We start from the raw sequence: 24,345 nt of genomic DNA on the forward strand, positions 1-24,345 counted from the left end.
CCTGACGGCAGATTCGATCAGATTACCTAACCATAACCGCTGCACGGGTATTGTTATACCGCAATCTGCAGGAACTCCGGCGCCCGGATCAGCTCACGCAGCTGAAATACCGGCCATTCGCGCCCATCCCGCTCGAAACCATGTTCTACAAATTTACTGAACGCCGGATCGAGTTCGGAAACATCAATCCGGCGATCGACTGCAAACTGCTGCATACCCAGTACGGCATCAACCAGCAAGCCGGTCAGATGGTCGTCCTGTTCGACGACCAAAACCCTGCGACTGCGCCAGTTAGCCTTGGATGGCATCCCTAAAAGGCCTGCCAGATCCATCACCGGAACCATACGTCCACGCACGTTGGCCACACCCAGAACCCAACTGCGCACACCCGGTACTTTGGTCAGGCGCGGTGGCTGCAGAATTTCCGCGACATCAATCATGTCGGCGGCAAAGGTCTGACCAGCGAGCATAAAGCCAACACCACGCCAGTAAGAAACCGCTTCCACCTGTTGCGGCAAAGCCGACGCATTGCGTCGGCTACGTTCGGCTATGTTCAGCAGCTGCGCGTACGGATGCATATCAGCCAGCCATAGCTGAAGCGATCTCGGACAGCAGAGTTGCTTCCGCAACCGGCTTTACCAGATAACCACTTGCGCCCTGACGTTTACCCCATACACGGTCAGTTTCCTGATCCTTGGTGGTGACGATAATCACCGGAATATGCTGGGTTTCAGGATCTTTGGTTAACTGACGTGTTGCCTGAAAACCATTAAGGCCCGGCATCACGATGTCCATCAGTACTACATCCGGCTTTTCCTTGCGCGCCAGTGCCACACCATCGGCACCGTTTTCTGCGGTCAGAACTTCGTGACCATTTTTCTCCAGCATGGAGCGGAACGCTTCCGTTTCTGTTGGAGAATCATCTACTACCAAAATGCGGGCCATGCCTGTTACCTCTTAAACTCTTTTATAGCTGTCGCTGGCTCAGGATTTTACATACTGACGAATCGAACCCAACAGCTCTTCTTTGCTGAAAGGTTTGGTTAAATATTCATCAGATCCAACAATGCGCCCTTTAGCCTTATCGAACAAACCGTCTTTACTGGACAACATGATTACCGGAGTCGACTTGAATTTGGAGTTATTTTTAATCAGGGCGCAGGTCTGATAACCATCCAGACGCGGCATCATGATGTCGACAAATATGATATCCGGGTGAGTATCGGCAATCTTGGCCAGTGCATCAAAACCGTCTGTGGCGGTAATGACTTCGCAGCCGACCTTTTTAAGCAAAGTCTCAGCCGTACGACGAATGGTTTTACTATCGTCGATGACCATGACTTTAATATTCTGAAAGTTATCGTCCATAGGGAGGCCTTTAACCATCCATTTCTTATGTTTTAGTGAGCGGTTGTGTTCAACAATCGCAGGAGACGCCATTGCGCACGTTTGTATCACACATTATGCAACAAAGGCTAGGCCGGCGCGCTGCGCTGCGTCACACAATTAAGTTACGCCGCCGGGACAATCCATAGGTTACACTGGCGCCATCGTCGAGCACCTGATCTTACGGAGCCTTATATGAGCATTAAACTGGGTGTGGTGATGGATCCTATCGCGGACATCGCCTTTAAAAAGGACACCTCTCTGGCCCTGCTGCATGCCGCCCAGGAACGCGGCTGTGAACTCTTCTATATGGAGCAGAGCGACCTGTCGATCCAGAACGGCAAAGCCATGGGGCGCATGGCTCCCTTAAAGGTGGCAATGAACCCTGAGCACTGGTTCGATCTGGGCGACTATCGCGAACAGCCACTGGCTGAGCTGAACATCATTCTGATGCGCAAAGACCCACCGTTCGACAGCGAGTTTATCTACAGCACCTATATCCTTGAGCGTGCCGAACAGGAAGGCGTTCTGGTTGCCAACAAACCGCAGAGCCTGCGCGACTGCAATGAGAAGGTATTCGCCACGGCATTCCCGGAGCTGATGAGCCCGACCATCGTTACCCGCCGCGCTGATCTGCTGAAGGCTTTCCATAAAGAACATGGCGATGTCATCTTCAAACCACTGGATGGCATGGGCGGCTCCTCTATATTCCGTCTGCGCGCCGACGACCCGAACGTCAGCGTCATCATTGAGACCCTGACCAACCACGGCAGCCAGCAAATCATGGCGCAGCGTTTTATCCCGGAGATCACCGCCGGCGACAAACGCATCCTGATGATTGATGGCGAGCCGGTACCCTTCTGTCTGGCACGTATTCCGGCACAGGGCGAAACCCGCGGCAACCTGGCCGCCGGCGGTCAGGGCGTGACCCAGCCACTGAGTGATGAAAACCGCGCCATTGCCGAAAAAATCGGCCCGATTCTGAAAGAAAAAGGCCTGTATTTTGTTGGCCTCGACATCATCGGCAACCACCTGACCGAAATTAACGTTACCAGCCCGACCTGCGTGCGTGAAATCAGCCGCGATTCCGGCATTGACGTAGCCGGTCTGCTGATTGATTGTCTGCTGGGTAAGCTGGCTCAGTAAGGCCGGAATACTGCAGGAGTCACGCTCCCGCCAACACCACAGGCAAAGGCCGCTGCACTGTAAATAGTAAGGCAGCGGCCGCTCAGCCTGAATATGGACAAATCCCCCCTGAGAGCGCAGACTTGCACCCGTTTTTCAGTCTTTAAACAGGTACTTCTGCACGCATGTCAGCCACCGCCGTGACCAGCTCCGATCGCTTGTCCTTCGCCCTGTTTCTGGCTCTGCTGATTCATGCCGTTATTATTCTCGGCATCAGCTTTACCGCCAGCGACCGCGATAACCTGTCCAAGACGCTGGAAGTCACACTGGCGACCTACAAAAGCGACAAAGCGCCGGAACAGGCCGATTTTATTGCTCAGGAAAATCAGGAAGGCAGCGGCACCTTAGATGAAGCCCGCATGCTGACCACCGATGTCGAAGCCACCTTCCACGCCAACGAAATCAACGAAACCTCGCCGCAGGAACAACAAGCCAGTGCTCCGCGTCAGGTACAGGGCAACCGCCAGCTGGTCACCACCAGCGGCAGCAGTCGTAATAAAGTGACCAGTGAGCAAGAACGCCGCGCCATGCAGGTTGACCTGCCCGACGGCCCGGAAAAAACCTTACTGGAACGCAGTCTGGAAATGGCCAGCCTTGAGGCCAAACTTGATTCCCTGCGTCAGACCTACGCCAAACAGCCACGCATTCAGCGCCTGACCGCCGCATCCACCATGAAGGCCAACGATGCCTATTATGTGAACAGCTGGCGGCGCAAGATTGAACAGATGGGAGCGCTGAATTATCCCCGCGAAGCAGAAAGCTGCTTCGACAACTGCCGCCTGCGCCTGCTGGTTGCCATCAACCCGGATGGCACCATCAACGAGCTGCGTATTCTTGAGTCGTCCGGAAAAAAAGTGCTGGATGATGCCGCGCTGCGCATCGTGCGTCTGTCTGCCCCTTTCGCTCCGTTTACCGAAGAAATGCGCAAGCAGACCGACATTCTGGAAATTATCCGCACCTGGCAGTTCAAGGGTAACCGCTACATTTCGGACGCCAATTAATGCAACAGCTTAACAGCCTGAAAAACCATCTGCTGATTGCCATGCCGCAACTGGAAGACTCCTGGTTTGCCGGTACGGTCACCTATCTGTGTGAACACAATGCCGACGGCGCCATGGGTATCGTGCTGAATAAACCGCTGCCGGTTACCTTTCACGAAATCTGCGAGCAGCTGGAAATCAACCGTCTGGCCGGTATTGATCCGGGCATTTACGCCGGCGGCCCGGTCAGCCAGGAACATGGCTTTATATTGCACCGTCAGCAGGGCAACTGGGGGGCGACGCTGAACGTCACCGAACAGGCACACCTGACCTCGTCAAAAGATATTCTTAAAGCCATTGCCGCCGGCTCCGGCCCGCAGGATTACCGCCTGACGCTGGGTTACGCCGGTTGGGATGCGCAGCAGCTGGACGAAGAAATACTGGCCAACTCCTGGCTCACCATTGAAGCCACCGAACATCTGTTGTTTGAAGTGCCCCACGACGAGCTGTATCAGGCCGCGCTCAGCCAGCTTGGCGTCAGTGCCGAATTTCTGAGTTCTGATGCGGGGCATGCCTGATGAGCAGCCCGGCACCGTCAGCGCGGGTTAAAACCCTGCTGGCTTTTGATTTCGGCACCCAGCGTATCGGCATCGCCACCGGCCAGCGCATTACCGCCACCGCCCGCCCACTGAATCCCATTAAAGCGCGCGATGGCGTGCCCGACTGGGACGTGCTGCAGCGCATTATTGATGAGTGGCAGCCCGATGCTTTTGTCGTTGGCCTGCCACTGAATATGGATGGCACAGCCAGTGATATGAGCCGCCGCGCAAAGAAGTTTGCCGGGCGTCTCGAAGGCCGTTTTCACCGCCCGTCGTTTACCCATGACGAGCGCCTGAGCAGTTACGAAGCCAAAGGCATGGTCATCGCACAGGGCGGCAGCCGCGATTTTGGCAATAACTCTGTGGATGGTATTGCCGCACAATTAATTCTGGAAAGCTGGATGGCGGCCTGGCCGTTAAACGCAGCGCCGGCGCACGAATAATAAAGGACACCTATGCATCTGCCCGATATCGAACAAACCTGCACTGAGCTGGGCCAGCGTCTGGCGGCTTATCTGCAACAGAACAATATTGAACAACCGCTGCTGGTCGGTATCCGTACCGGCGGCGTATGGATTGCCGAACGCCTGCAGCAACAATTGCAGACCGAAGACGGCGTCAGCACCCTCGACATCAGCTTCTACCGCGACGACTTTACCCGTCACGGTCTGCATCCGCAGGTAAAAGGCTCCGAGCTGCCGGACAGCATCGAAGACCGCCATATTATTCTGATCGACGACGTCGTGATGAGCGGCCGCACCATCCGCGCCGCCATGAACGAGCTGTTCGATTACGGCCGCCCGGCCAGCATCAGCCTGGTCTGTTTACTGGATATCGGCCGCCGCGAACTCCCCATCCAGCCAGACCTGTGCGGTGTCACGCTGGCGCTGGAAGAAGGACAGCTGGTGAAATTAAGTGGCCCGACACCACTGCAGCTGAGCCTTGCCTGAGGCTCCCAGCCGGAAACACCAAGCCTGAAACACCAGCCAGATTTAATGAAACTTTGTGAGTAGCAACGCCATGACCACAGACCCAAGCCAGGTGCAGCTGACCGCCGACGGGCGTCTGAAGCACTTCCTCACCACCGAGGGCCTGAGCCGTGAACTCCTGACCGAGATTCTCGACACCGCCGATTCTTTTATCAGCACTCAGGAGCGGGACGTGAAAAAAGTCCCGCTGCTGCGCGGTAAGACCGTGGTCAACCTGTTCTTCGAGAACAGCACCCGTACCCGTTCCACCTTCGAGCTGGCAGCCAAGCGTCTGTCGGCCGATATTCTTAACCTCGATATCGCTAAATCCGCGACCGCCAAGGGCGAAACCCTGATGGATACGCTGTGGAACCTCGAGGCCATGTATTCCGATATGTTCGTCGTGCGCCATGCCGACTCTGGTGCCGCCCACTTTATTGCCGAACACGTTACGCCCAACGTTGCCATCATCAACGCCGGCGACGGCCGCCACGCGCATCCGACCCAGGCGATGCTGGATATGCTCACCATCCGCCGCCATCAGGGTTCTATCGAAGGTAAAATCGTCGCCATCGTCGGCGATATCCTGCATTCCCGTGTGGCCCGTTCACAGATTCATGCGCTGCGTACACTGGGTGCGGCGGAAGTTCGTGTAATCGGCCCCGGCACCCTGCTGCCGCGTGATATCGAAGCGCTGGGCTGTAAGGCTTACTACCGCATGGAAGACGGCCTGAAAGACTGCGATGTGATCATCATGCTGCGCCTGCAGAAAGAACGTATGCAAAACGCCCTGCTGCCGAGCGAAGGCGAATTCTTCAAGCTCTACGGCCTGACCGAAGAGAAACTGACCTACGCCAAACCCGATGCCATCGTGATGCATCCGGGACCGATTAACCGCGGCGTCGAGATTGAGTCCAACGTCGCCGACGGCCCGCAATCGGTGATCCTCAATCAGGTCAGCTACGGTATCGCCGTGCGTATGGCCGTCATGGCCATGGCCATGAGTGGTCAGCAGCAGGAGCGTAACGAACTCGCCGAGCAAAACATCGAGCAACACAGCGAACAGAGTGATGTGCATAACAACGAACCCGGTCAGGAGGAGGCATAAGCATGAGATACCTGCATATTGAAAACGCCCGCCTGATCGACCCGTCACAGAATCTCGATCAGGTTACCGATGTTTACGTCGCCGAAGGACGTATCCATGCCATTGGCCACAAGCCTGCGACCGGCGGTATCGAACACAGCATCGACGCCAGCGGCCTGTTACTGGTGCCCGGTCTGATCGATCTGGGTGCTCATCTGGCCGAACCGGGTTTTACCCATAAAGGCTCCATCGCCAGCGAAACCCGCGCCGCCTGCGCCAGTGGTTTTACCCATGTCTGCGCCTTACCGGACACCAAACCGGTGGCCGACAGCCCGGCGGTGATTCAGTTAATTCAGGAAAAAGCCGCTAAAGCCGGCTTTGCCAAAGTACTGCCGCTGGGCGCACTGACTCAGGGACTTGCCGGTGAGCAACTGGCCTCTATGTTCAGTCTGAGCGAAGCCGGTTGTGTGGCGCTGAGCAACGCCCGTGCGCCGTTCAAAGACAGCTATGTACTGCGCCGGGTAATGGAATACGCCGCGACTTACGATATTCCGGTGTTCCTTAACCCCGACGACGCCGCGCTGTCGGATGGCGGCTGCATGCACGAAGGCCCGACCGCTACCCGTCTCGGTCTGACCGGTATTCCGCAAACCGCCGAAACCATCGCCCTGGCGCAAATGTTGTTGCTGGTTGAGCAGACCGGCGTACGCGCCCATATCAGCCAGATCAGCTGTGCACGCAGTGTGCGTATGCTGGCACAGGCACGTGAGCAGGGTATCCGCGTCAGTGCCGACACCCCGCTGGCCAACCTGATTTATACCGACGAAGCCGTTACCGGCTACAACAGCCAGTTCAATGTGCAGCCACCGCTGCGCAGTGAAAGCGACCGTCAGGCCCTGCTCGCCGCCGTTAACGCCGGCGAACTGGCCATCAGCTCCAACCACCGTCCGCACGAAGTGGCCGCTAAGAAAGCACCTTTTGCCGATGCCGAACCGGGCATGAGTATTTTTGATGGTTTCCTGCCACTGGCACTGCGACTGGTGGAATGCGGCGAGCTGGAATTATCGGCTCTGATCCGCGCCACCAGCACCTTACCGGCAGAGGTTCTGGGCCAGAATCAGTCACTGAGCGAAGGTAACTGGTTTAATGCAGCATTGATTGATCCGGCCGCAGAACAAAGCTTCCGCCGTTCGACGCTGCTGTCCAAAGGGCGCAACAGCCCGGTAGCCGGCAAGACCTTAAAAGGCGCGGTTAACGCCGTGTTTATTGATGGTCGTAAAGTGTTTGGCTGAAAGCTAAATACCAAGCACCGAGCCATAAAAAAGCCGCAAATTCTGCGGCTTTTTTATGGCTGAAAAATCAACGCTCGCTCCCAAGCTCCGCGTGGGAGCCGGATATGAGTAGGAACGGCTTTCATCTGTGATAAAGAAGCAAGAGACTACCACGCCGAGCGTGGGAGCCAGAGTGAGTAGGAGCCAGAGTGAGTAGGAGCCAGAGTGAGTGGGAGCCAGAGTGAGTGGGAGCCAGAGTGAAGCTCCGCGTGGGAGCCTGATATGAGTGGGAACGGCTTTCAGCCGTGATCAGGGTGCACTCATTAAACCGCTTCCGCTTCGCTATAAATCCCCTGCACCGAATTCAGTGTATGCCAGTACAATACCGGGCCATTGGCCGTTGCCAGCTCATCGCGTAAGGTCGCCAGGGCTTTAGCGGTGTAAGTGCATTCTGACTGCACGGTTAAACCATCGGCCCAGCGCTGCTTACGGAACCATTGCTCAGCCTGATTACCGGCCGCTGAGGCAACGCCATAACCTGCACCATAATACTGGTCGAGCATTACCGGTTGCGGAATATTGAATGGCGGAATACCGCCCTGTAAACGCAGCAAATATTGCTGCGTCTTCTGCATTAATTGTTTCACCGTCGCCACGGTGCAGGCGGGAAAAGGGCCAAGATGCGCAGGTGCCACGCGCACACCAATAACCCGCGACGGCAGACCGGCAAGCGCCACGCCCAACGTCAGACCGGCTAAGGTAGCACTGGAGCCCACCGGGCAAATAATGGTTTCCGGCACTGGGCATTCACCCCGTTCAATCTGCTCACGTAATTCAAACGCAGCATCAATAAAGGCAATCACGCCCTGCAGCGACGAGCCTCCGGCAAATAAATATTCGGTCTGTTTGCGGCGTAATAGCCGGTCATGGATCTGCAGAGTATAAAAACGCAGCACGGTATTCAGCAGGCTGCCGCAATAACGCAGCGTCGCACCATAGCGTTGCATCACCTGCAGGTTTTTCCTGACCGACTCACTCTCCGGCTGATCGAACAGGAGTATTTCGCAATCAATGCCCAGCGCTTTACTGTGCACCGCACAGGCCACGCCGTGATTGGTGCCGGTGCCGCCAAAGGTCAGCAGGCGGGTTTTTCCTTCTGCCTGCATTTTGCCGAAAATAAACGCCAGCTTGCGGCTTTTATTACCGCCATAAACCGCATTGGTTAAGTCATCGTGTTTCAGCCAGAGTTGCGGCGTATCGAGGCTATGGGTAACAGGTGTCGGAATCTGCTGGCCGGGAATATCCACCAGCGGAATGAGCTTTTGCAGCGCAGGATAAGCATTGAATAAAGGAGATAAAGACACCAGCAGACTCCGGCCAAAAGTGCATTGTAAGACGATGGTGCAATCTTCCGCAGGTCTTACAATGCCAATGGTGCTGCCGATCAGAAATTAAAGGCAAAAATTAAGATCAGGAATTAAGGCCAGGGATAATCCGCGACCGGCAGTCCCATTGCCTGCAGTTCCGCCACGACAATACGGCGGTATTTCACCACATCGCCGACGTCCGTTTGTCTCAGCCTGGCCACTTCTTCCGCGCTGAACGGCTGGAAATTTGCCCGCAGGGAAGTTCCGCCCCAGCGCTGCATGATGTAGTTCATCACCTCGGCAATTTCATTATTACTCAGACTTGCGCCCACCACGCCGGGTACGTGCATCAGATATTCACGGCCGCGTTCGGTTTCGGCAAACGAGGCAACGTAATTATTAAAATCGGGAATACCGCCCACCGGAGAACCTGCGCCATCCGGACGATGGCAACCCAGACAACGCAGCACATAGTTAGCCTGCGGGCTGAGTTCACCCTGCGGTGCCGGAGCTGGCTTTACCTGAGCAACATTATCGGCAGCCTGCGCATAAACGCAGGATCCGGCTGACAGTGCCAGCAGCAGACTGCTGCGCAACAACCAGGCCGCAGCTATTTTTTTGCGCATTTTCCCGTCTTTTTTATTGTGCATTTTTCCGTACTCCGCGCAGCTGGCTGTGAGACTGAGGCGTGCTGCGGGCGTACTCCAACACCTCATCAGCCAGCACTACATTCAGACCGTTAAGATCGCCCAGCACATAGGCCGCCAGTGCTTTCATTTGCGCGGCCGTTAAATCCGCCTGCGTCGGCATCACCAGGCCGTAATAACCGATGCCATCCACTTCGATAGTGCCGGACAAACCGTTATTTAATACGCCCCATAAATACGCCGGAGCCTGTTCGGCCAGTGCCGGCCACAGCATGCTGTTCACCAGTGGCGGTGCCAGCCCCGGCGTACCAATACCGCCGGGCTGGTGACAGGCCGCACAACGCTGATTAAACAGCGCCTCGCCATTGTTCTCGGCTGCCCCGGCAGCAGACACCGGAGCCGCCAGCGCGGCTCCCAGTGCTGCCAGCGAGAGCAGAGATAAGGTGAATTTTTTCAGAACCATCATCTCAGCTCCCGCTTCAGGCGTCTGCCATACCAACCAGCACAGCAACGGTGCAGTGATAACCCTGCGACGCATTGGCCATACACCAGTTAATGTCGTTATGCAGACCCATGCGGTAACCCGGACGCTCCCGTTCGCTGGTAAAGCAGAAGGTGCCGTTGCACTCCACTTTGCCGCAGCAGTCGTTGTACGACACCAGATAGTCTTTATCGTCATTCGGGTTACGGCAGGTGCCGACCCAGGAGACTTTGGACGCTTCGGAACCCGGCGGACAGGTGGTTAATGTGCCGCCACAGTCGTTGCACAGGTTGCCGTCGAGCGCGCAGTAGCGCCAGTATTCACAGGCCGTCGGATCATTCGGATCGGCCGGGGCTTCATCTTCCGCTTCTCCGGCCCAGGCTTTGCCGGCATTACGGTCGAAGGGCAGAACCGGCAGCATGGCGCTGCCCAGCATCAGCATCCCGGCGCGGCTTAAAAAACTGCGGCGACTGCTGCGCTGTGCGACTTTGCGGGTTAAATTTTCGGTGCCTTTATCCAGGCCGGTTAATACGCTGTCGAAAAATCGTTTCATGGTGATATCTCTTGTTGCCTAAAAATCGTTGCCTACTGAGTGATGCTCAGGAGTGGCTTGTTCAGGAATGCTGCTCAAGAAAACTCTGTACCGAGCCAACACCCATTTCCATGGCATTGAACAGGCTCTCAAGCTGCTCGCGGCTGTTGATCAGACCTTTCGAGCGGATCACACCCTGCTTATCCATCAGCACCGCAAACGGCAGACGCGATACGCGGTAACCCAGACCCAGCTCGGTCGACAGCACGTATGGAAAATCCTGCAGGCCGACGTGCTGAATAAAGCGCTGGTGTTTTTCTTCTTCGCCATCGGAAGCCAGCACCACATCCAGCCAGTCTTTTTCACTGGTTTTTACCGAGCGCAGAATCGGCAGCAGTTTTTTACATACCGGACAGGTCGGCGACAGGAAAAACACCAGCATGGCTTTTTCTTTATCGCGGCCAATGTGCACGGCACCACCGGTCAGGCTGTTAAGGGTAAAGGCCGGGGTTAAATCACCAACTTTCGGCCCGGAATCATTCATCAGCGCACCCATCGGCGCGATACGTTCAAACAACACGCCGATCTGGCGGGCCAGCACAAAAAATGCGAGGGCCAGCGCCATTACAGCAACAAATAAAAATGCGACAGCAAAATACAAAGCAGTCATAACGACCTCTTAAATTCGTTTCAGTGAGTTGGCCATTTCACGGATGGCCAGCAGGTTGGCGTTCACCTGCTCAAACAACAGGAAGGCGAGCCACATAAAGACAGCAGCAGCGATGGCCACCACGATTTCGGCGCTTTGCAGTGCTTCCGGCAAACCGAGCAATGGCAGCAGAGCGAAGACCATCAGCAGCGCATTACGCAGCAACAGGGTTTTGCTCAGCAGTTGCGGAGTACCGCCACAGCCACATTCGATGCGGGTATGACCGCGACGGATATTGATGCCCATCGCGATGGCATATCCCCCGAGCAACAGCGCCGCCAGCACCAGTCCGGCAGCACGGCTGGCGCTGAATAACAGCATCAGCACCAGCGCACCTTCGAGGGCCAGCAAGGCAGCAGCGGCGGGCTTAACCAAAGCTTCCGGCAGCAACTCGTAGTCGGCGACAAAGCCCTGAAATTCGAGAAAATCCAGTGCTTTGTGCAGTGCCGCGCGCAGGAATACCAGCAGGGTAAACACCAGCAGCGTGAGGCTCGCCAGTGGCAGCAACTCAGTCATGAGCCACCGCCAGCGAGGTGGTCCAACCGGCTTTTTCGTCGGCCGCCGCCTTCTCAAACATAAAGTCGCCATCTTTGCTCAGCACATACTGATCAATGGTTTCATCTTCTTCATTGGAGCCGAAAATCACCGGCTGCTTGCTGCTGGTGACGGTCAGCGCAACCAAATGCTCGGCCGGACTGCGGCTGATCAGTTTTTTCTTCTTCAGGCTGTAACCCCAGATTTCTGCCGATGCGTCTTTATGGCTGCCGTCGTAGGCATCCGGGTGCATGAGCACAAAGATCATGTCGTTGGCTTCGTTATAAGCGGTAATGGCATAACCACCGGGCACCCAATCACCTTCAATGCCGGCATTAAGCTGCAGCTTTTCTTTGATTTTTACGCTTTTGCCACTGTCATCAGCGAGGTACACCGCACCGCCGAAGGTGGTCAGAATCAGCTCACCGTTTTTGCGGCGCTGGGTGTGGATATAAATCGGGTCGGCATCCACATCGAATAATTTGCCCGATGCTTCAACACTGTATTCTTTTCCTTTTACGGTGAAAGTTTTCAGCTGGCCAGTACCGCAGGGCGTGCTGAAACTGGTGCCTTTCAGTGCCGGATAAACGCCGTAACAACCCGGTGTTGGCACTTCGGCAATGACTTCACCGGCAGCAATATCGATTACTGAAACCGAGGTGGCCGGTGTGGCATTCTGCACATACAGCAGTTTTTCATCGGCGCTTAATTCCAGCAGCTGAGTCATGCCAATGGATTTCACCGCTTTATTAGGCACGATGATTTCTTTCTTGCGGCTCAGGGTGTCTACGTCGTACACCTGCACCACACTTTCTACCGGGCCATAGGTAATGCGCTTGGCAAAGTCGGACAGTACGTAAACGGTTTTGCCGTCTTTCGAGACTTTCATCTGCGAAGTAATACCCGCCGGCATCGAGCCTTTATAGTGCAGGTCATCCTGAGCGAAGACGTGAATCTGGCTGGCGCCACCCCAGGCGGCTTCGTTCATAAACACATTCGGCCCGGGCTGAATGGTTTTCTCAACGCTGAAGACTTCCGGCTTAAAGGGTTCCGCCTGTGCCGCCGGCATCACCGCCGACAACAGCAGGGTTGCGATACAGGCCGCCAGCGGTGCCGGCGTAAATACGCGGTGGGACAGGTTTCTGGTTTTACTTCTTTGCTTGGTTAACGTCATGGTTTGCAGCTCTCGTTGTGAGTCTGCAATGCCAGAGCAGCGGTCATGCCAATGCCTGAGTTCAACGGTGAAACATAACCCAAAATGCATACTTCAAGAGGCAAATGCTGACAATTCAGTCAGAATTGTTACCGCCTGTTATCGGCACTGGTTAACGATAAAGTGATCAGCACCAGAAAGAGGCTGCCCATTCTTCATGCAGCGTTGTTATGGTGCATTTGTCTCACTACGCGGATTCCTGCCCAGGTCGGTAGCCGCAAGAGCCTCTGTTGCCTCCCTGCAGCTGACGGCGAAGCCCTACCCGAAACCCCGGCCATGGGGTATCCTGCGACCTCTGAACGCGGGGGATGTTATGAGTAACTGGCTTGATGCCGTAAAGTGGGACGCCGATGGTCTGGTACCGGCGATTGCGCAGGATTATAAGACCGGCCGTATCCTGATGATGGCCTGGATGAACCGGGAAGCACTGACGCTGACGGTGCAGGAAAACCGCGCCATCTACTATTCCCGCTCGCGCCAACAACTGTGGCGTAAAGGCGAATCGTCCGGCCATGTGCAGCAGCTGCACGAAGTGCGCCTCGACTGTGACGCCGATGTCATCACCCTGCAGGTGGAACAGATTGGCGGTATCGCCTGTCATACCGGCCGCGAAAGCTGCTTCTACCGGGTCTATCAGGACGGTGAATGGGTCAGCGTTGATCCGGTGTTAAAAGACCCGAAAGATATTTATTGATGCCACTTAATGAAACTGAAACAGCTATGAGCGATATACTTTCCGCCCTCGGCGATATCCTTGAAGAACGTAAGAGCGCAGCCGCCGATTCATCCTACGTGGCCAGCCTGTATCACAAGGGTCTGAACAAGATTCTGGAGAAGGTCGGCGAAGAAGCCACCGAAACCATTCTGGCCGCCAAAGATGCCGAGACCAGTGGCGATAACAGCGATGTTATCTACGAAACCGCCGACCTGTGGTTTCACACTCTGGTGGCACTGGCCAAACTGGGCGAGCGCCCGGAAGCCGTGGTTAATGAACTGGCACGACGCTTTAATATGTCCGGACTGGAAGAAAAGGCGTCACGTACGCCCAAGTAAACCGGTACCAACCAGAGAACTGAGAGATTGAGTATGCCGGACTGTTTGTTTTGCCAGATTGTCGCCGGAAAGATTCCGGCCAATGTCGTTTATGAAGATGAGCACCTGCTGGCGTTTCACGATATCGCGCCCAAGGCCGATACTCATCTGCTGGTCATACCCAAGCGCCATATCGTTAACCTCAATGATCTGAGCGACGCTGATGCCAGCCTGATGAGCCATTTAATGCTCAGCCTGCCGGCCATTGCCCGCACACAAAACCTGACTGGCTTCCGCACCATTACCAATACTGGTAAAGAAGGTGGGCAGGAAGTTTTCCATATGCACTTTCATATACTGGGCGGCGATCAGCTGCCCGGTTTCTGATGTAATTTTTAAATTAAGAATAAGAGGATTTTCCTATGCTCGGCGGAATCAGTATCTGGCAATTATTAATCGTTCTGGCCATCGTCATTATGATTTTCGGAACCAAAAAACTGCGCAATCTGGGCGGTGATCTGGGTGGTGCCATTAAAAGCTTCAAAAAAGCCGTAAACGAAGACGGTAGTGCAAAAGCCGACGAAGACGAGAATAAAGAACCGGCAAAAACGCTGGAACATAAAGAAGGCGAACAGAAAGACGCCGAATTCAAAAGCACCAACAAAGACCAAGATAAAATCTGATGTTCGATATCGGTTTTCTGGAATTAATGGTGGTTGCCATTCTGGGCCTGCTGGTGCTCGGCCCGGAACGTCTGCCCAAAGCAGCCCGCACAGTAGGTCTGTTTCTTGGCCGCATGCGCCGTACCATGAGCAATATCCAGGACGATTTTGAGCGCCAGGTGCGTACGGAAGAATTACGCGAAAAGCTGAAAGATCCTTATGCAACGTTTCTCGATGACGATTCGCCATCAGCTAACAGCATTCAGCCCAAGCCTGAAGCAGAAACGCAGCCGGACAATAAACCGGCAGCTGTCGCTGGTCCTCAACAGCCAGGTCCACAGCCAGCGCCACAACAATCTGGCCCGCAGCAGCCTGCGGCCAATTCAAAACCTGATAATACCGATGCGTCATCATGACCGATCATGAACAACCCCTGATTGCCCACCTGATCGAACTGCGAAACCGTTTGCTGAAATCGGTACTGGTGGTATTGGTGCTGTTTCTTGGCATGTTCTACTTTGCCAACGACCTGTACCTGATTCTGGTAAAGCCATTGTCGGTGTTATTACCCAACACCGGCAATATGATTGCCACTGGCGTAGCCTCGCCTTTTCTGGTGCCGTTTAAACTGACACTGGTTCTGGCGGTACTGCTGGCAGTGCCTTTTCTGCTGCATCAGGTATGGAGTTTTATATCTCCCGGTTTGTATCAGCACGAAAAGAAATTCGGTATTCCGTTACTGGTATCCAGCGTTGTCCTGTTTTATACCGGCATCGCCTTCGCTTACTTTGTCGTGCTGCCACTGGCATTCGGCTTCTTTACCGCCGCCGGGCCGGAAGGCATTTCCTTTATGCCGGACATCAGCAATATTCTCGATTTTATTCTTAAAATCTTTTTTGCCTTTGGCATCGCCTTTGAAATTCCGATTGCGACCTTCCTGATGGTACTCAGTGGCATGACCACCGTTGCCGCCCTGACAGAAAAGCGCCCTTATATTTTCGTTGGCTGCTTTGTCGTCGGCATGCTGGTTACACCACCGGATGTTATCTCCCAGACCATTCTGGCCGTACCTATGTGGCTGCTGTTTGAAGCCGGTGTACTGGCATCGCGGATGATTAAAAAACCGCAGGAAGATGGTGAAGAAGAGATTCAGGAAAGCTGATTTTCTGGTTTCGTAGAGAATAAAGGCGGCAATTTATCAGACCCTGTTTGATTGCCGCTTTTTATTGTTCAGAATTAACCCGACACGCTCTGCCACATCCTTGCATTAGATCGGTGCAATCATGGGTTAAAGGATATAACGCTGCGGCACAACATCGTTCAGGCAGCACACCTGTTACTGGTAATCTGACAGGCCCTGCAAAAATGATAAGGCCTGTTCTGCAGAAAATTCCTGCGGCAGAAATTTATTCTGGCCCAGCTCATTCAGCAATCGATAAAAATGATCGGATGCCGGAGCAAACCCCATATTCCAGTCGGTAAATAATGGTGCGGTTATCGCATCATAACTAATGATAACAACCTGATCGTGGCGCGGATCATCCGCTATTTCCAGATAAAGCTCATTCACATCCTCGCGATCACCCTCAAGAACCTGCAGAAAGTATTTCTGTTCGTAACACAACATGCCACACACATTGATACTGCTGTTGTGCGCACGCGCGACTTCCAGAATGCTCTGAATATCCAATAAAGACATATCGCGCGTAGCGATGGAGTAGTACACAAGACGAACCAGCATAGAGCGCCCTCCATATAACCGAAATATACACATCCGACAGTGACAATATCAGAGCGATATATACACCCATTGCATTCAGACTAAGCTGAGTGTAGTCCATTCAGAGATATCGTTATGTCATTGTCATCCACTGCCTCTTTCTGGTCAGCTTTGGGGGAGCTACCGTCATTGTCAGACCCGCTGCTCACATCATCCATGGCACCAGCTCCGGTCGGCGATATCACAGAGGATAATCTGCGCGCGTTAAAAAAGTGGCTGCGCAAACAGTGGGACTTACCTGTGCTGATATTGGTTCTGGATGGTACGCACAGCGAAACTCAACTGAGTCTGGTACGTTATTTCCGTGAAGAATTAAACAACCAGCGCACGCGCCTGATTTGCTTTGCCGCCCCGGCATTACGCCATCATTTGCTCAGTCAGCTATGGTCCTGGCGCATCCAGAATGTTTATTCGCACGAGGATCTTGAACCGGAGCTACTTTCTTACATTCTGCATGCCGAGTGGCAACAGCATCAGGCTGATGAACATTCGCGCATCAGCCGCAACAGCGAACTGGAGCTGCTGACCTGGCTGGCGCGTATGAACCGGGCCACGTTCATAGGTCAGGAACAATTAGCGGAACTTGCTACGTTGCTGACCTCACTTACCCATGCGGACCGCCTGTTGCATCTGGATAAAGAAGCAACATTACTGGGCATGTATCCCACCAATCAGGCACTGTCATCCGCCTGGTCTGAATTTGCGCACAATATGTCAGCAACTCCGATGAACCAGGAGCAGCTCCTTGTATTGCAATTACAGCGCGATTTGCCGCTGCATCAGATGGCCAGCAGGCTCTGTGACCATGAAATCACCGCCAGCATTATCATTCCTGTGCGCTGCTATCAGCAGATTGTTGGCTACTATCTGTTGCTGCTGAGCGAATCATCCGTGGCGACGCTGGATGTTGTACGTATGAGCCTGCTGGAAAAAACCATGGAGCAGGTAAGAACACAACTGGAGCGTCAGCAATCCGAGAATCGCCTGAAAAACCAATACCAACGTTTACGCAACACATTATCTCGCCTGCATCAGACGCAGGAGCAGCTTTATCATGCTGAAAAGCTCTCATCTATTGGTCAATTAGCTGCTGGTATTGCGCACGAAATTAACAACCCCGTATCTTATGTTATGAGTAATTTTGGCCCGCTGGATGAATATATCCAGACCATGAGCAAATTACTGACACTGCATGATCAGTTTATCCATGCGATGAATGAAGGCGATGCGCAGATGGGCAATCAATTACGGGAAGCAATTTCAAATGAACGCGAAGCGGCCGATTTTGAATTTATGATGGAGGATATTTTCTCTTTGGTGCGCGATTCCAGAAACGGTCTGATGCGCGTAACAGATATTGTGCATAACCTCCGAACATTTTCCCGCCGTGACTCGCTGGAGATGGCTGATATTAATTTATGCGATTGCATCAGAAACGCCGTCAAAATTATGCAATATCAGTTAAATGGTATTGCCAAAACTGAGCTGGATATTCCTGATAGCGCGGACATTCAGGGCAATGAAGGTATGATAAGCCAGGTATTGATCAACCTTATTCAAAATGCAGTCCATGCGGTTGATGCCGGGGGAGTGCTGAAAATAAGCCTTATCAAGAAAGATACAGACTGGCGACTGTCGGTATGCGATAACGGTTGCGGAATTCCTGATGATATCCGCGATAAAATCTTCGACCCGTTTTTTACCACCAAGGACATTGGCAAAGGAACCGGGCTTGGCTTATCAACATCGTACAGCATAATGAAACGTCATCATGGCCGCATTGAGATTGAAAGCCAGCCCGGCGCGGGCACCTGTTTTATTCTGTTTTTTCCTACACAAGTACTATCTTAACAACCGTCAGGACTTATGATTTAACCACCAGATAATCAATATACTCATCCCGCAGTGTACGCTTCTGCAGCTTGCCTGTGGCCGTGTGCGGCAGCTCCTCAACAAACAGAATGTCATCCGGTAGCCACCACTTGGCAACACGGCTTTCCAGATAGTGATAGATATCCTGTTTATCGATATCGCTTTCCTCGCTTTTGACAATAAACAGTAACGGCCGCTCATCCCACTTCTGATGACGCACACCAATCACGCAGGCTTCTTTTACGTCCGGGTGTCCTACCGCCGCGTTTTCCAGATCGATACTGGAAATCCACTCGCCGCCGGACTTCACCACATCTTTGGCGCGGTCAACAATCTGCAGATAACTGTTTTCATCAATCACGGCAATATCACCGGTATCGAACCACTGCTTACCATCCGCATCGATAAAGAACGAATCCGGTTTTTCATTTTTATAATACGCCGTCAATACCCAGGGGCCGCGCACACGCAGATAGCCGCGAGATGTTCCGTCGTGTGGCAGCGGCTGATCATCCTCTCCAAAGATTTCCAGCTCGATACCAAACATTGGCCGGCCGGCAGTGGTCTGCAGGCGATAGCGTTCATCGTCGCTCATTTTCTGCATCGCTTTGGTTGGTGCGCCGAGTGTCGCCAGTGGTGAGGTTTCAGTCATGCCCCAGATTGGTAATAAATACACGCCGTATTCTTTATCCAGCGTTTCCACCAACGATTTTGGTGAGGCCGAACCGCCAACGCCGACGGTTTTAACCGAGCCCATGCGTTTATTATTTCGTTTTAAATAATCGATCAGACCCAGCCAAACCGTTGGTACGCCCAGCATTAAATCCACTTCGGCCAGCTCGATTAATTCATGCAGACTCTGGCCATCCATACCATCACCGGGCAGCACCAGCGTCGCACCACTCATCGGAGCAATATAAGGCATACCCCAGGCGCAGACGTGGTACATAGGAACAACCGGCATCACCACCGAATCGGCAGAAACATTCAGTGCATCCGGATTACGGCTGGCATAGGCATGCAGCACAGTGGAGGCATGGGAATACAACACGCCTTTAGGGTTGCCGGTAGTGCCCGAGGTGTAACACAGGCCGGAGGCGGTATCCTGCGGAAACCGCGGCCATACCAGTTCGCTGCTGTATGTTGTCATTAAATCTTCATAATTAATGGCATTTGGCAGGTTGGTTTGCGGCATCTGGTCGGCGTCGATCATAAAGATAAAGCCTTTGACCGAGGTTAATTTATCCGCCACCGGTTCCAGTAATTTTGCGAAGCAGGCATCCAGAAAGACATAGCAGTCTTCGGCATGATTAATAATGTATTCCACCTGCTCGGTATAAAGCCGTGGATTGACGGTATGGCAGATGGCACCGATACCGGAGATCGCGTAATAACATTCAAAATGGCGGTAGCCGTTCCAGGCCAGTGTCGCCACCCGGTCACCGGGCTGAACTCCCAAAGCCAGCAAGGCATTGGCCAGCTGCTTGCTGCGTTTTAACGCATCGCGGTAGGTATAGCGGTGGATATCACCTTCCTGCCGGCGGCTGATAATTTCACGCGTACCATGATGGGCAGCAGCGTATTCCAGCAGGTCGGAAATAATCAGTGGCTGAGTCATCATCTGGCCGCTTTGGGCAAGGGCAAAAGAAGAAGCAGTGAGTGTCATAATGCGTTCCATGGCGAGTTATTTGCTCCAGCTTAAAAGCCTTAGCGCTTGTTAGCCAGAGGCAACGGCCGCTTTGTTAGCGTCTCTCCTCCCATAGAATGAGAAGCGAAGAATATTTAGTCAAGATATGCGCTTTTTTTCGATAATATCCTGCGATCGGAAATACAAACCAGTCATAGAACAACAATAAATCGGTGATTCAGACCTCCGCACCTGTAAATCTCGTGCCTGACCGTAAGAATACAAGTCAACAGGGGCTGAGTGTGAAAACATATCTATTCTGACATTCGCCGTTTTCCGGCCACTTAAGGGTAAAAAGGGGCAGTGATCAGGTAATGCCACCAGCAACAATGCTCCGCCTGACAATAATCGCGCCTCTCTTTTCAGTCCTTCCGGCATAGCACTGCTGTACAGCCTTAATCAACTGCCACTACTGAGTGCTTTGCGTCATGTTCCGACCTCGCGCCGCCACCACGAACATTCTCCTCAGGTGCCACTGTAACCACTGATCTGAAGGACATGCGGCCCTCCCCCACCCCGGGAGCAGACACCATTCATTACCTTTGACAGCAGCGCGACCAGGCTGACGTTGGATATATTCGCTCTGCTGGGTGGCACTACACTGCCCTTTTCTCATCCACTATAAATACCATCCGCTCATTGGCTACCCGTTCCGGTTCTGATCACCTGAACATTCAGCTCATAAAATCTCGCTGAAATACCGGATAACTTTTTACGCACCATTTGCAAGCCGACAGTAAATTTCATCGTTCGAAAACAATGCAGCGGCAGCAACAGCCATTCAGATTATTTCAAAAAATGGTCACACCTTGCTTTGTTAACTCTGCCAAACAATTAAAAAACGACCTAACGTTTCTTTTCTCCTGTCCTCCGGAAACCGCACAGAATCGGTCGATAGCGTTAGATCAATCAATAACTAACATTCATGGAACAGTCTAATCCAAAATCTGTCAATCCTAATAAAAAATGATAAAAAACATATTTATGCCCTTAAATGAATCACAAAAAACCTAACTATCAACAGTGGTGCACTAAAAGAATTCTGAAAATATCTCATTTACAGCGGTTTTGAGTCTTGTCTGATTATGTCTTTAAAAAGTCTGAATTTTACGCTGGCATGCTAATTGATTAACCAAATAATTAATGGATTGCGGAATAAAAATCAGCCCGCACTGATTGAAGGGATACTTCCATTTAATTTACGGAGACATATTCATGTTCCAGTTAAAAGCGCTCGCAGGCGCAACTTTGTCAGTATCATTATTACTGGCAGGCTGTGGCGGTTCGGATAACAACAGCAGTTCTGTAAAACCTGTTCCATTTTCATTTTCAGAAGCAACCATCGATAGTTTGCACACCTCGTTGAAAACGGGTGGTGCAACTTGTGAAGAAATTATTCAGGGGTATATCGACCGCATAAAAGCCTATGATGATCCTGGCAGTGATTTGGAATTAAACAGCGTCGTTGCTATCAACCCATATGCTTTGGAAGAAGCACAGGAAAAAGATGCGCATTTCGCAGAGACCGGCATTGATGGCTCCCTGTATTGCGTACCGGTATTACCAAAAGATAACTTCAACACCAAAGAGATGCCGACCACTGGCGGTGCAACAGCATTCCAGTACAACCGCCCTTTAAATGATGCTTACGTTATTCGCAAAATGCGTGAAGAAGGAGCCATTATTCTGGGTAAAGCCAATATGGATGAATTTGCATTTGGCTACACTGGCAGCAGTTCAATGCGCGGACTGGTAAAAAATGCCTATGACCAGAGTAAGGGCGCAGGCGGTTCTTCCAGTGGAACAGGTACTGCGATTGCAGCCAGCCTGGCATTGGTCGGTACTGGCAGCGATACCGGCGGCTCAATCCGGGTTCCTTCCAGTCTTGGCGGCCTGGTAGGTATTCGTCCATCTATGCGTCTGGTCAGTCAGGACGGAATTATGCCTCTGGCATCCTGGCAGGATACCGGCGGTCCTATGTGCCGAACGGTAGAAGACTGTGCCGTTATGCTCGATGCCATGGTTGGCTTTGATTCATCATCTCACGCGAATCAGCGTAATGATTTCAAAATCGATGCTCCGGCTATTGCCACAGCAGAAGAATATAAAGAAATTACAAAAATCCCGGCCAGTTATAAAAGTTACTTACAGGCGGATGGTTTAAAGGGTGCGCGTATCGCAATTGACCGCACGTTGTTCGGCAGCAATGAAACCGTTGTTGCCATGATGGATCAGGCAATCGCCGCAATGGAAGCCGCCGGTGCCACTGTCGAAGAGGTCAGTATTGCTGATCTTAATTCGATTCTGACCAGCTATCGGTCTATGTCGAGTTATGAATTCAAACGCGATCTGGTCAGTTATCTGAACAGCTGGACTAATGGTATGGACGGACATATTCAGTCTTATCAGGAGTTGATTGACAGTAACGGCTACCAGTCTTTCTACCGTGATTCACTGATCGTCCGTGGCGAATATAATCTGGATAACCTTACTGAAGAGCAGCAGGAAATCTACGATAAAAACACCATTGAACGTCCGGTATATGTGCGTGAGCGTTTATTGCGGGCACTGAATAATGAAGATGCAGACGGCAAAAGCCTCGGCGATGCTTTTGATGTTCTGTTGTACCCTTCACTGACAGGCCTGGCAGGAGCACTCGGCGGTTCACCCAGCGCAGGGACTAACAATCGCCTGAGCCCATTCTCTCTGTTCCCGGCATTAAGCATGCCTGCCGGTATGACCGATGGTGAACCTGCGATGCCGATTGGTATGGAGATGCTGGCACGTGAATTTGACGAAACAACACTGATCAAACTGGCATACAGCTATCAGCAAAACGTTAATCCACGCCGCCCACCAGTGAATACTCCTGAACTGGTTAAAGACAACACTCTTTAATTACCCACCGCGTTAACCGTAAATAACGCCGGAACTCCCGGCGTTATTTATTGTTTTGTCTCACTCTTATTTTCATCTTACCGTATTCCTGAGTTTTAGTTCTCAATAAAGCAGCCATGCTGATGATAAAATTCAGCGCAAACATCATCTCCTGACAGTGTCCGTATTCCGCAGCAAAAACGGGCAGCCGTTAGTGCTTATTTTTTGTATGATGCCTACCTGCTCCGGCATGCCGCCGGCTGACAATATACCCTTTTACGGAAAGGATATTCCGATGCTATTAGTCTTTCAGATCATAACCATCATGCTGCTGCTGTTCTGGCCAATGGTGATGATGATGTCGCCGATGGCTCTTGATGCACCGGGCTCAGAAAACAACGCCGACCATGTGATCAGCCTGATTATTTTTCTGTGCTATCCCATTGGTTTAGGTGCGTTGTACTGGATATTTGGTGCGGAGCTGTTTGGCATTTCCGGCCGCACTCTCACTCTCGTCGCCACGGTGATTGTTGTCCTAGCACTCAGTGTATTCGGTTATGGTTCAATGTTGAAAAATGCCCTGAGCGGTATTCCCAGCAGCGGTTATGGCAACGTCAATAATCAGGTCTATTACAATGCCCGCCCCGTTGCAGGAGCCGATAGCGACACCTTTGAAGTATTAAGCAGCACCTCCTACTACGGCGGCTATGCGCGCGATGCCCAACACGTGTTTTCCCGCGGTGAACTTTTGCCCGACGCTGATCCGCTGACCTTCCGGCCGCTGGATAAATATGAGGAATACTGGGTGGATGCGCAGGGTGTCTATCTGGGTGGCAAACAACTACCGGGCGCCAACCCGGCTATTTTCAAACGCCTGCCGGACGCCTGGAATCACGCCAGTAGTTATGCTGTGTCCGCCGATACGCTGTATTACGAAGCTGAGCGCATTGGTGAAGTAAACCCGGACGAGGTCAGTGTCATCTGGTCTTATCTTGCCAAAGACAAGCAGCGTATTTATTACATGGATAGAATCATTCTGCCCATGGCAGACGCAGCGACATTTGCCATGATGCCCGATACCGATGAGTATGCGCGTGATAAGTCAGCGGTTTACGATCTGATCGGTGAACGCTCTGCGCCCATTGCTGGCGCCGATCCGGCAAGCATACAAGTGCTGAACCGTGGCTATCTTAAAGATGCCAATCATATCTACTACCGCCACAGCCACGAGCCAACGCAAATACTGCACGAGGCCGATTACGACAGTTTTGTGGTAACAGACTGGGATGACGAAACCCAGTCAGAAGCCCGCGACCGTTATGCTCTGTATATGAATGGCGAGGTGGTCAAACAACTCGCTGAAAAATCCGCACAATAATGCGCAAGAACAGGTGTCTAGTCCTGAAATACGTTGACACTTATTTCGCAAACGCCCGATGAACCTCATCGGGCGTTTTGTATTTAAGAGACAGGTGC

At 52.7% G+C, this 24,345-nt stretch carries 28 protein-coding genes; 16 read left to right on the forward strand and 12 right to left on the reverse strand.

Annotation, left to right across the window (positions count from 1 at the left end):
- Positions 1 to 53: 53 nt before the first annotated feature.
- Genes NYR02_RS01740 through pilG form a run of 3 tightly spaced genes read right to left on the reverse strand, consistent with a single transcriptional unit; the run spans position 54 to position 1,368 of the window.
- Positions 54 to 578 carry a chemotaxis protein CheW gene (locus tag NYR02_RS01740; RefSeq protein WP_260974675.1) on the reverse strand — a complete coding sequence of 175 codons (525 nt, stop codon included), beginning with the start codon at positions 576 to 578 and terminating at the stop codon, positions 54 to 56.
- A 1-nt stretch (position 579) separates the two neighbouring features.
- A complete protein-coding gene (gene pilH / locus NYR02_RS01745; protein ID WP_260974676.1) occupies positions 580 to 945 on the reverse strand; it encodes a twitching motility response regulator PilH in 366 nt (121 codons plus the stop codon).
- 39 nt (positions 946 to 984) lie between these two features.
- Positions 985 to 1,368 (reverse strand): twitching motility response regulator PilG, encoded by a 384-nt coding sequence (pilG, locus tag NYR02_RS01750; protein ID WP_145466915.1) that lies wholly within the window; start codon positions 1,366 to 1,368, stop codon positions 985 to 987.
- 213 nt (positions 1,369 to 1,581) lie between these two features.
- On the opposite strand from pilG, the gene gshB reads away from it, so the two are divergent.
- From gshB to NYR02_RS01785, 7 genes are all read left to right on the forward strand, one after another.
- A complete protein-coding gene (gene gshB, locus NYR02_RS01755) occupies positions 1,582 to 2,532 on the forward strand; it encodes a glutathione synthase (protein ID WP_260974677.1) in 951 nt (316 codons plus the stop codon).
- Positions 2,533 to 2,696: 164 nt separating this feature from the next.
- Positions 2,697 to 3,572 (forward strand): energy transducer TonB, encoded by an 876-nt coding sequence (locus NYR02_RS01760; protein ID WP_260974678.1) that lies wholly within the window; start codon positions 2,697 to 2,699, stop codon positions 3,570 to 3,572.
- Positions 3,572 to 4,129 carry a YqgE/AlgH family protein gene (locus tag NYR02_RS01765; protein ID WP_260974679.1) on the forward strand — a complete coding sequence of 186 codons (558 nt, stop codon included), beginning with the start codon at positions 3,572 to 3,574 and terminating at the stop codon, positions 4,127 to 4,129. Before NYR02_RS01760 ends, NYR02_RS01765 begins: the two co-directional genes overlap by 1 nt.
- Positions 4,129 to 4,593 carry a Holliday junction resolvase RuvX gene (gene ruvX / locus NYR02_RS01770; protein WP_260974680.1) on the forward strand — a complete coding sequence of 155 codons (465 nt, stop codon included), beginning with the start codon at positions 4,129 to 4,131 and terminating at the stop codon, positions 4,591 to 4,593. The genes NYR02_RS01765 and ruvX overlap by 1 nt, the downstream gene beginning before the upstream one ends.
- A gap of 12 nt (positions 4,594 to 4,605) precedes the next feature.
- Entirely contained in the window at positions 4,606 to 5,100 is a 495-nt protein-coding gene (gene pyrR / locus NYR02_RS01775; protein ID WP_260974681.1) for a bifunctional pyr operon transcriptional regulator/uracil phosphoribosyltransferase PyrR, read from the forward strand.
- A gap of 70 nt (positions 5,101 to 5,170) precedes the next feature.
- Entirely contained in the window at positions 5,171 to 6,226 is a 1,056-nt protein-coding gene (locus tag NYR02_RS01780) for an aspartate carbamoyltransferase catalytic subunit (protein WP_260974700.1), read from the forward strand.
- Between the two features lie 2 nt (positions 6,227 to 6,228).
- Positions 6,229 to 7,497, forward strand: coding sequence for a dihydroorotase (locus NYR02_RS01785; protein ID WP_260974682.1), 1,269 nt, complete (start codon positions 6,229 to 6,231; stop codon positions 7,495 to 7,497).
- A 302-nt stretch (positions 7,498 to 7,799) separates the two neighbouring features.
- On the opposite strand, the gene NYR02_RS01790 is transcribed toward NYR02_RS01785, so the two are convergent.
- The 7 genes from NYR02_RS01790 to NYR02_RS01820 form a co-directional block, all read right to left on the reverse strand.
- A complete protein-coding gene (locus NYR02_RS01790; protein WP_260974683.1) occupies positions 7,800 to 8,840 on the reverse strand; it encodes a 1-aminocyclopropane-1-carboxylate deaminase/D-cysteine desulfhydrase in 1,041 nt (346 codons plus the stop codon).
- A 113-nt stretch (positions 8,841 to 8,953) separates the two neighbouring features.
- Entirely contained in the window at positions 8,954 to 9,469 is a 516-nt protein-coding gene (locus NYR02_RS01795; RefSeq protein WP_260974684.1) for a c-type cytochrome, read from the reverse strand.
- Between the two features lie 13 nt (positions 9,470 to 9,482).
- Positions 9,483 to 9,956: a c-type cytochrome gene (locus NYR02_RS01800; RefSeq protein WP_260974685.1), complete on the reverse strand. Its 474-nt coding sequence runs from the start codon at positions 9,954 to 9,956 to the stop codon at positions 9,483 to 9,485.
- Positions 9,957 to 9,969: 13 nt separating this feature from the next.
- Entirely contained in the window at positions 9,970 to 10,524 is a 555-nt protein-coding gene (locus NYR02_RS01805; protein WP_260974686.1) for a methylamine dehydrogenase light chain, read from the reverse strand.
- A gap of 61 nt (positions 10,525 to 10,585) precedes the next feature.
- The gene (mauD, locus tag NYR02_RS01810; RefSeq protein ID WP_260974687.1) at positions 10,586 to 11,173 is read right to left on the reverse strand and encodes a methylamine dehydrogenase accessory protein MauD; all 588 of its coding nucleotides are present in this window, start codon (positions 11,171 to 11,173) and stop codon (positions 10,586 to 10,588) included.
- Between the two features lie 9 nt (positions 11,174 to 11,182).
- Positions 11,183 to 11,728: a MauE/DoxX family redox-associated membrane protein gene (locus NYR02_RS01815; protein WP_260974688.1), complete on the reverse strand. Its 546-nt coding sequence runs from the start codon at positions 11,726 to 11,728 to the stop codon at positions 11,183 to 11,185.
- Positions 11,721 to 12,920 (reverse strand): amine dehydrogenase large subunit, encoded by a 1,200-nt coding sequence (locus NYR02_RS01820; protein ID WP_260974689.1) that lies wholly within the window; start codon positions 12,918 to 12,920, stop codon positions 11,721 to 11,723. Before NYR02_RS01820 ends, NYR02_RS01815 begins: the two co-directional genes overlap by 8 nt.
- Before the next feature lie 352 nt (positions 12,921 to 13,272).
- On the opposite strand from NYR02_RS01820, the gene hisI reads away from it, so the two are divergent.
- Genes hisI through tatC form a run of 6 tightly spaced genes read left to right on the forward strand, consistent with a single transcriptional unit; the run spans position 13,273 to position 15,815 of the window.
- Complete coding sequence (gene hisI, locus NYR02_RS01825; protein ID WP_260974690.1) at positions 13,273 to 13,653, forward strand: phosphoribosyl-AMP cyclohydrolase; 381 nt, start codon at positions 13,273 to 13,275, stop codon at positions 13,651 to 13,653.
- Between the two features lie 26 nt (positions 13,654 to 13,679).
- Positions 13,680 to 14,012, forward strand: coding sequence for a phosphoribosyl-ATP diphosphatase (locus NYR02_RS01830; RefSeq protein ID WP_145466948.1), 333 nt, complete (start codon positions 13,680 to 13,682; stop codon positions 14,010 to 14,012).
- Positions 14,013 to 14,045: 33 nt separating this feature from the next.
- Positions 14,046 to 14,378 (forward strand): histidine triad nucleotide-binding protein, encoded by a 333-nt coding sequence (locus NYR02_RS01835; RefSeq protein WP_230331062.1) that lies wholly within the window; start codon positions 14,046 to 14,048, stop codon positions 14,376 to 14,378.
- Positions 14,379 to 14,413: 35 nt separating this feature from the next.
- Entirely contained in the window at positions 14,414 to 14,674 is a 261-nt protein-coding gene (tatA, locus tag NYR02_RS01840) for a Sec-independent protein translocase subunit TatA (RefSeq protein ID WP_260974691.1), read from the forward strand.
- On the forward strand, positions 14,674 to 15,069 hold the full coding sequence (tatB, locus tag NYR02_RS01845) for a Sec-independent protein translocase protein TatB (protein ID WP_260974692.1): 396 nt from the start codon (positions 14,674 to 14,676) through the stop codon (positions 15,067 to 15,069). The genes tatA and tatB overlap by 1 nt, the downstream gene beginning before the upstream one ends.
- Complete coding sequence (tatC, locus tag NYR02_RS01850; protein ID WP_260974693.1) at positions 15,066 to 15,815, forward strand: twin-arginine translocase subunit TatC; 750 nt, start codon at positions 15,066 to 15,068, stop codon at positions 15,813 to 15,815. The genes tatB and tatC overlap by 4 nt, the downstream gene beginning before the upstream one ends.
- A gap of 174 nt (positions 15,816 to 15,989) precedes the next feature.
- Here the strand turns inward: tatC and NYR02_RS01855 are convergent, their stop codons facing one another.
- Entirely contained in the window at positions 15,990 to 16,394 is a 405-nt protein-coding gene (locus tag NYR02_RS01855; protein ID WP_260974694.1) for a BLUF domain-containing protein, read from the reverse strand.
- 114 nt (positions 16,395 to 16,508) lie between these two features.
- Here NYR02_RS01855 and NYR02_RS01860 point away from each other — a divergent pair, with 114 nt between their 5' ends.
- Positions 16,509 to 18,284, forward strand: coding sequence for a sensor histidine kinase (locus tag NYR02_RS01860; RefSeq protein WP_260974695.1), 1,776 nt, complete (start codon positions 16,509 to 16,511; stop codon positions 18,282 to 18,284).
- A 13-nt stretch (positions 18,285 to 18,297) separates the two neighbouring features.
- Here the strand turns inward: NYR02_RS01860 and NYR02_RS01865 are convergent, their stop codons facing one another.
- Positions 18,298 to 19,971 (reverse strand): long-chain-fatty-acid--CoA ligase, encoded by a 1,674-nt coding sequence (locus tag NYR02_RS01865; protein ID WP_260974696.1) that lies wholly within the window; start codon positions 19,969 to 19,971, stop codon positions 18,298 to 18,300.
- Positions 19,972 to 21,207: 1,236 nt separating this feature from the next.
- On the opposite strand from NYR02_RS01865, the gene NYR02_RS01870 reads away from it, so the two are divergent.
- Both NYR02_RS01870 and NYR02_RS01875 read left to right on the forward strand, forming a co-directional pair.
- On the forward strand, positions 21,208 to 22,890 hold the full coding sequence (locus tag NYR02_RS01870) for an amidase (protein WP_260974697.1): 1,683 nt from the start codon (positions 21,208 to 21,210) through the stop codon (positions 22,888 to 22,890).
- Positions 22,891 to 23,164: 274 nt separating this feature from the next.
- Positions 23,165 to 24,247 carry a DKNYY domain-containing protein gene (locus NYR02_RS01875; RefSeq protein WP_260974698.1) on the forward strand — a complete coding sequence of 361 codons (1,083 nt, stop codon included), beginning with the start codon at positions 23,165 to 23,167 and terminating at the stop codon, positions 24,245 to 24,247.
- Positions 24,248 to 24,345: the final 98 nt, after the last annotated feature.

It is taken from the genome of Thalassolituus pacificus (assembly GCF_025318105.1).
Taxonomy (GTDB): Bacteria; Pseudomonadota; Gammaproteobacteria; order Pseudomonadales; family Oceanobacteraceae; genus Venatoribacter; species Venatoribacter pacificus.